This is a genomic window from Synechococcus sp. CCY 0621, from assembly GCF_019038465.1.
Taxonomy (GTDB): domain Bacteria; phylum Cyanobacteriota; class Cyanobacteriia; order PCC-6307; family Cyanobiaceae; genus Cyanobium.
In genome coordinates this window covers 51,049-57,989 of record NZ_JAFKRH010000039.1, presented here as the reverse complement: position 1 = coordinate 57,989, position 6,941 = coordinate 51,049, and the positions used below count along the sequence as shown (strand labels likewise).

Genomic DNA, 6,941 nt, shown 5'->3' with positions numbered 1-6,941 from the left:
AGGAGGCTGCCGGTGGTGGTGCCGCTGTCCTCGGCGATGGAGAGGGTTTCGTTGGCGTCGGTGAAATCGTCGTTGACGGGCGTCACCGTGATCAGGAATGTCTGGATGGCGCTGGTGTCGACCCCGCCATTGGCGGTGCCGCCGCTGTCGCGGATGCGCACGGAAACGGTGGCCGTGCCGTTCGCATTGGCCGCCGGGGTGTAGGTGAGACGCCCGCTGGCGTCGATGCCGGGCTGGACGCTGAACAGGGCGTTGTTGTTGTTGGTGACCAGGAAGCTCAGGGTCTGGCCGGCTTCATCGCTGCCGCCGCCGCGGCTGAGGCCCGTGGCCCAGCCGGTCACAGCTTGGGCACCGGCGTCCTCCGGGAGGGTCTGATCCGGTCCCCTGGTGAAGGCCGGCACGTCGTTGACCGCGGTGACGGCAGTGCTGAGGGTGGTGGGGTCGGAGTAGCGGCCGGTGGGACCGAGCAGGGGGGTGAGGTTGGTGGCGGCGCTGAAGGCCAGGGGGGTGTCGGCGACGCGGAGGGTGAGGCCGCCCGGGGTGCCGTTGAAGTTGGGGCTGCTGGGGAGAAAGCGGAGCGAGGCGGTAGTGGGCAGTAGAAGGGCGGCGCTGTCGGAGGGGGAGGCGATGCTGACCCAGCCGCCGCCGCCGTTGAGGTTGTACTGCCAGACGCCCTGGGCGGCGGTGGTGGCATTGCCGGTGATGGCGATGCCACCGAGGGGTGTGGCGGCATTGGCGCCACCGGGGATGGAGCTCTGGTTATCGGCCGTATCGCTGAAGCCGAAACCGAGGGCGGCGATGGTGGCGCCGGGGGGATTGGGGTTGTCCTCGGTCGTGGCGGCCAGGTTGGCAGGTGTGGCGGTGGGCCGGTCGTTGACGTTGGTGATGGTGGTGGCGATGGAGCGATTCACGGCACTCCAGGCGCCGATGGTGGTGGTGCCGCCGCTGGTGGCGAGGTTGAAGGTGTTGGTGCTGGAGGTGCTGGGGGTGAGGGAGGCGCTGGCATCGGCCAGGCGCACCAGCAGGCTGCCGGGGGTGCCGTGGAAGTTGGCGGCAGGAAGGAAGCGCACCTGGCTGCTGGCGTTGAAGATCAGGGCGGCGGCAGTGGAAAGGCCAGAGCTGGGGATGTTGATCCAGTCGCCGGGGACGGCGGGGTTGGGCGTGGCGGCGGTGGAGATCTGCCAGACGCCCTGGGCTGCTGAGTAGCCGCTGGAGCCGACGACGGCGAGGTAGGTGAAGGCGGTGGCGGTGTTGCCGCCGCCGGAGCCGGTCTGGTTGTCGGTGGCGTCGGAGTAGCCGAAGGCGAGGCTGCCCAGGGTGGTGCCGGGGATGGCGGCGGCGGTGAGGTCTTCCGAGAGGGCGGGCAGGACGACGTTGGTGCTGGCGGCGGGCCGGTCGTTGAGCGGCGTCACCGTCAGGGCCACGGTCTTGCTGTCCTGCCGGGCACCGCCGCTGCCGGTGCTGCCCAGATCGTCAACGGTCACGGTCAGGCTGGCGTTGCCGTGGTAATTGGCCGTGGGGGCGTAGGTGAGCGTGGCCAGGGCCGCGTTGAGGTTGGCCTTGGTGCCGGTCACCGTCACCGAACCGGTGCCGTAGTTGCCCGCCGTCACGGTCAGTCCCGTGCGTGTGACCAGGTCGATGCTGCCGCGGTTGACGCTCAGGGTGAGCCGCTCGAGGGCGCCGAAGTCGTCGGCGTCGGTGAAGCTGATCAGGTTGGCGCCGGTGAAGCCGTTGGCGCTGCTGTCCTCGGCCACGGTGCGGGTGGCCGGCACCGTCAGCACCGGGGCCTCGTTGCTGGCGGATACGTTGACGGTGAAGGACGCGGTGGCCGTGTTGTTGCCGCCCACCCCAACGCTTTCGGCCCCGTTGTCGAAATCGAAGGCGGTGGCGGTGATCGTCACCACCCGATCCACGTTGGGATTGGCCGGCGTGTAGCGCAGCGTGTTGAGGGCGGCCTGCACCTGGGCACGGGTGCCCCGCAGCTGCACGCTGGCCGAATTGTTGTTGGTGAGGCTGGCGCCGTTGGCGTTCTGGATCAGCAGGGTGCCGTAGGGGGTGCCGGCGTCGGTGGCACTGAGGGTCACCCGGATGTCATCGACAGCCCCCTGGCTGGTGTCCCTGGTGTCCTGAATGGCGAAGCCGCTGCTGATGTTGATGAATGTGCCGCTGGCGATCACGGTGTTGGCAGGAACCGCCAGCACCGGCGCGTCGTTGACGGGGGTGATGCGGAGGCCGTTGTCGACGGACACCCGGTTTCCGGCGGGCACATCGGCGTGGCCGAAGTCGGTGAGGCTGGTGCGCAGATACAGGTTGCCCAGGCCGCTGCCACCGCCGTTGAAGTCGGGGGCCCCCTGGAAGCGGAGCAGATTGAGGGCGGTCTGCACCGCGGTCAGCGGTCCGGTGAGCGTGATCGTGTTGGTGCCATTGCCGCTGGAAGCGCTCAGGCCGGCGGTGGCGCCCAGCAGCAGCCGCCCTTCGGTGGCGGCATCGGCCAGTACCGTTCGCGCGGCATCGCGGAACAGTTGCACCTGCACGGTCACATTGCGGCCGAAGCTGTCGGCGTCGGCCAGCACGAAGCCGCCCAGGGTGACGCTGGCGTCTTCGTTGACGCTGAAGAGCGTGGGGTTGGTGATCGTGGGCAGATCGTTGAGGTTGGAGGCCGTCAGAGCGATGTCGCGGCTGATCCGGTTGTTGGCGGCGCTGATGGGCACTGGATTGCCGGCGGCATCGTTCTGGTTCACCGGGCCACCGTTAGCCCCCACCTCCAGCACGCCCGCGGCGCTGAAGAGGCGGTCGTCGACGCTGACGCGCAGCTTGAGGGTGCTGGCGTCCAGGTCGGCGCCGAAGGCCACTGTGAGGCTGGCGAGCACCGCTTGGATTTCGCTCCTGGTGCCCTGCACCACCAGGCTGTTGCTGCCCTTGCCGCTCAGGAACGCCCGCAGCGAGGTGGGGTTGGGGGAGGTGAAGGAGATCAGCCCGGAGGGAATCACCGCATCGGCCCCGTCGAGCAGCTGGGCTTCGATCCGCAGCAGATCGGTTTCACCGCTCACGATCGTGTCCAGATCGCTGTCGGCGGCCACAAGAAGGCCTGCCGAGGCCACCGCCACCGGCGTGGAGCCGTTGCCGAAGACCTCCAGGGAGACCGGTGCGCTCAGGCTGGGCAGGTCGTTGGCCAGGGCGACCGAGATCACATAGGTGCCAGGAACGTTGTTGGTGGCTCCGGTGATCGGGTTGTCACCACCCCCGTCGCTCACCGTGAAGCTGAACGTGTCGGTGCTGGTCTCGGTCCCGTCGTGCAGGTAGGTGATCAGGTTGTTGTCGAGGTCGGCCTGGGTGAACACGCTGTTCACACCGAGGGCACGGCCGTTGAGGAACAGTCGCCCGTTGCTGGTAAGAGTCGTGATCCGGTATTGACGCTGCAGCGGACTGTTGTCGGAATCGCCATACACCAGCCGGGGTTCGTTGGCGCTGGTGCCGTTGCTTCCCTTGATCACGCCGCGGGAGCCTTCCGCGACTGAGAGAGGAGCGTTTTCGCTGGCCACCGGCGGATCGTTCAGGGGCGCGATCGTCAGGGGCACCGACACCGGAGCGCCCGGGGTGTCGAAACGGTCGAAGGGGGTGAAACTGAAGCCGTCGGCGAGTTCCCCGGGCCCATCGTTGCCGTTGTGGCGATAGCGCAGACGACCCGACGACAGCTGGCTCTGGCTGATGCGCAGGGTGGCGCGATTGAGGCTGCCGCCGCTGCCATCACCGATCGTGCTCCAGCCGCCGCTGCCGGTGGCGTCGAACTCCAGCAGCCCATGGGACGGCAGGGTGTCGATCCGCAGCCGGCGCTGGTCGGCCGTGTCCGGGAGGGAAAAGTTGAGCGGATCCCAGAGGGGATCGGCGCCTGGGTTGAGCGGACCTCCGGCATACACCTGCTGCCCTGAGCCATCGACATCGGCGATGCTGATGTCGCGGCGATCCGCCGGGCCCAGCAGCGGGCCGGGACTGTTGGTGTTGAAGGTGAAGCTGCCCCCTTCCACCAGCAGGCTTGTGCTGCCGCTGATGCTGGCCGTGGGGGCATCGTTGATCGGGGTGGCCCGGATCTCGAAACGGAAGTCGCTGCCAGCGTTGCTAACGATGTTGAGGCCATCGCTGATGTTGAAGCGGAAGCCACTGTCGAAGACTTCACCACCGCCATGCACGAAGCTGAGCCGCCCGTTGTTGATGTCGTCCTGGGTGAAACTGTCGAGGTTGGTGAGGGCGACACCGTTCAGTCGCAGGCTGCCGCCCGCTGGCAGGGCGGTGAGGCGGTACACCCGCTGAACAGGGTTGCTGTCGCTGTCGCTGATCGCCAGATCCGTGGCCCTGATCGTCACCGTGGCGCCTTCGCTGGTGCGGATCAGGTTGTTGGTGCCGAGGCTGGGGGAGGCGTTGGGCGGCAGGGTGGTGGGAGCGTTGCCGCCGCCGCTGCTGGGAAGATCGAGCGGATTCAGGTAGGTGAGGCTGAAGTTGATCGGCCTCAGCGGGTCGCTGGGCAGGGGCTGGGGACTGCTGTTGGTATAGATGCCGCCGTCGCGGGTCTGGGTGAAGTCGTTCGGCAGCCGGCTGATGGCGCCGTCCTCCACCGTGAACGTGAACCCCGCCGTGGTGCCCGAGGCGGTGCCGTCGACGAAATTGAACCGCAGCCGGCCGGCGTCGATGTCGTCCTGGGTGAAACTGGCGCCATTGACGAGGCCCACCCAGGAGCCGCCCCGGAACACCTGCAACTGGCCCCTGGCCGGATCCGGTGCCGTGGTGAGGCTGTAGGTGAGGTTGGGGGCGGCGGAATCCATGTCGCTGACCCTCAGCGCGGCGACCGTGATCGCGGTGCTGCCGGTGGGCGTGACGATCGGGCTGTTGGTGGTCAGGGTGGGATCGTCGTTGACCCGCTGCACCGCCAAGGTGATGACGGCGTTGGTGCTGAGGGCACTGCTGGCCCCCTGACCGCCGCCGTCGTCGCTCACCCGCACCGTGAAACTTTCGTCGGGCGGGAAGCCGCCGTTGAGGTCGTTGCCGTCGTGGTCGTAGGTGAGGCCCGCCAGCGAGGGAAGGCTGAACGGGGCCGTGATCGGGACGCCGTTGTAGCGGAGCGTGCCCCTTGAGGGCAGGGAGGTGATCACGACCGTGGGGGCCACCCCCGCTGCCTGGTCGGCATCGGTGATGACCAGCGTCACCGGCACTCCCCGCTGGCCTTCGAAGACCGCAATCGAGCCGCTGACGGCCGGCGCCTGGTTGATGGGAGTGAGGCTGATCGGCACCGTTGCCGAGGGAATCCGACCCCCGGCACCATCGTCGACGGACACGGTGAAGGCATCACTGCCACTGCCTGGAATCACCCCGGGCAGCACCTGGGAGCCCTCGTGGGTGTAGGTGAAGCTGCTGAGGAAGCTGCTGGAGAAGCTGGATCCCACCACCAGGGGATTGCCGTTGAGGCTGAGTGTCCCTTTGCCCGGCAGGGAGGTGATCCTGTAGATGACCTGCTCGGGCAGGTTGTCCACATCCGAGAGATTGAAGTTGCCGGCCGTGAAGGTGGCGGTGCCTCCTTCTGCCACCACCAGGGGGCTGGTGCTCAGGGTGGGGGCATCGTTGACCGGGGTGACCTGGATCGGGCCCGTGCCGAGGCTGACGGGGCCGTCGCCGTTGGTGAGATCCGTGGCGGTCAGGGTGAGGCTGGGCGCCACCGGCGTGTTGACGCTGTTGGCGTTGAGGGCCGGGGTGAACAGGATGCTGGAGATCGCCGCGTTGATCGCGGCCAGGCTGCCTTCCAGGGTGAAATCGGCGCTGCCGTTGCTGCCACTGGTGATCAGGGCGGCGCTGGCCAGGGTGGCGATGCCCCCGGTGGTGGTGAGGCGCAGGCGGAGCGTGATCGGCGTCGGTACCCCGTTGTCGCTGTCGGCCACGCTCAAGCCTGTGATGGCCAGGGGCGTGTCCTCGGCGGTGGTGCGGGTTCCGACGAAACCGTCGCTCAGAACGGGGGCACTGGAGAATTCCGCCATCACCGCCTGACCATCGATCTGCAACTGGTGATGATCGTTTTCGGCGGCGATCGCGGCCCGCTGGGTTTCGCTCAGAGGGGTGCTACTGACGAGGGCGGCGAACAGAGCGCCTTCATCGCCTCGTGAGTCAAGGAGGCCGTTCAGCCAGTGGTCGATGGCATGGCCCACTTCCTCCAGAAGGACGCGGCGAATGGCCTCGCTTGTGGCGAGAGACAGCCAGTTGGCATTGATGGAAATCCGCTCACGCCCTTCCGGGTCAAGGGCGATGTAAGCGCCTTGGGCCCCTGCGAGTTCCAAGCCGCTACGCAGTTCAATCAGCAGGCCGAGGCCCGGCCCGCGCAGCCTCTGACTGAGTTCGATGACGCGATCTCTGAAACGCGTGGGGTCGGTGCCAGCGGAACCAAAGACCTCGCTCAGCAGGCGTTCATAATCACTCCGAAAGGAGAGATGATCGAGTTGCTCATTCAGCCAAGAAACAGCCGAGTCCCAAAAGCTCTCAACAGCCTTTGTCAGGGGGAGGGCAAAATCTTTCTGAATGTAAAAATGTCGAAATTTGGTCAACGAATCCGCTCCCTGTTGGTCCTCCTGTCGTTCCATGTCACTCATCAGAAAATCGATCCTGCGGATGTCGTCATTGTTAGGATCGCTTCACCGCATTGCAGCAAGCTTACCTAATTGCCCTGTTGCGGGGTGGGCAGCAAGACGCGCTTAGGGTTTACTTATCACGTCAGCGGGCAGCCCAATCCGGCCATTTATCCTGAGAAACCCTTAGTAATGTATTAGAGACCCCCAAGCAATCCACTGCTTTCCCTTCGTATGGGTCTCCATCTCGCTGTAAAATCTGAAACTGCTTACCTGTTCTGAATGTTGGCTGGTTGCTTTCCTGAGCCGTCTGCTGAATCGCCCTTGCGCCCAGCCTCG

At 66.5% G+C, this 6,941-nt stretch carries 2 protein-coding genes; one reads left to right on the top strand and one right to left on the bottom strand.

Annotated features, from left to right (window positions below):
• The coding region (locus tag KUG43_RS13505; protein WP_216909867.1) for a cadherin-like domain-containing protein at positions 1 to 6,188 on the bottom strand (6,188 nt) is incomplete at its 3' end.
• On the opposite strand from KUG43_RS13505, the gene KUG43_RS13500 reads away from it, so the two are divergent.
• On the top strand, positions 6,180 to 6,695 hold the full coding sequence (locus KUG43_RS13500; protein WP_216909866.1) for a hypothetical protein: 516 nt from the start codon (positions 6,180 to 6,182) through the stop codon (positions 6,693 to 6,695). The genes KUG43_RS13505 and KUG43_RS13500 overlap by 9 nt on opposite strands.
• The last annotated feature ends 246 nt before the right edge of the window (positions 6,696 to 6,941 follow it).

What these genes read in the sequence shown, in the direction of transcription:
- KUG43_RS13500 (WP_216909866.1), top strand. Translation starts at nt 6,180, where the DNA reads ATGGCCCACTTCCTCCAGAAGGACGCGGCGAATGGCCTCGCTTGTGGC.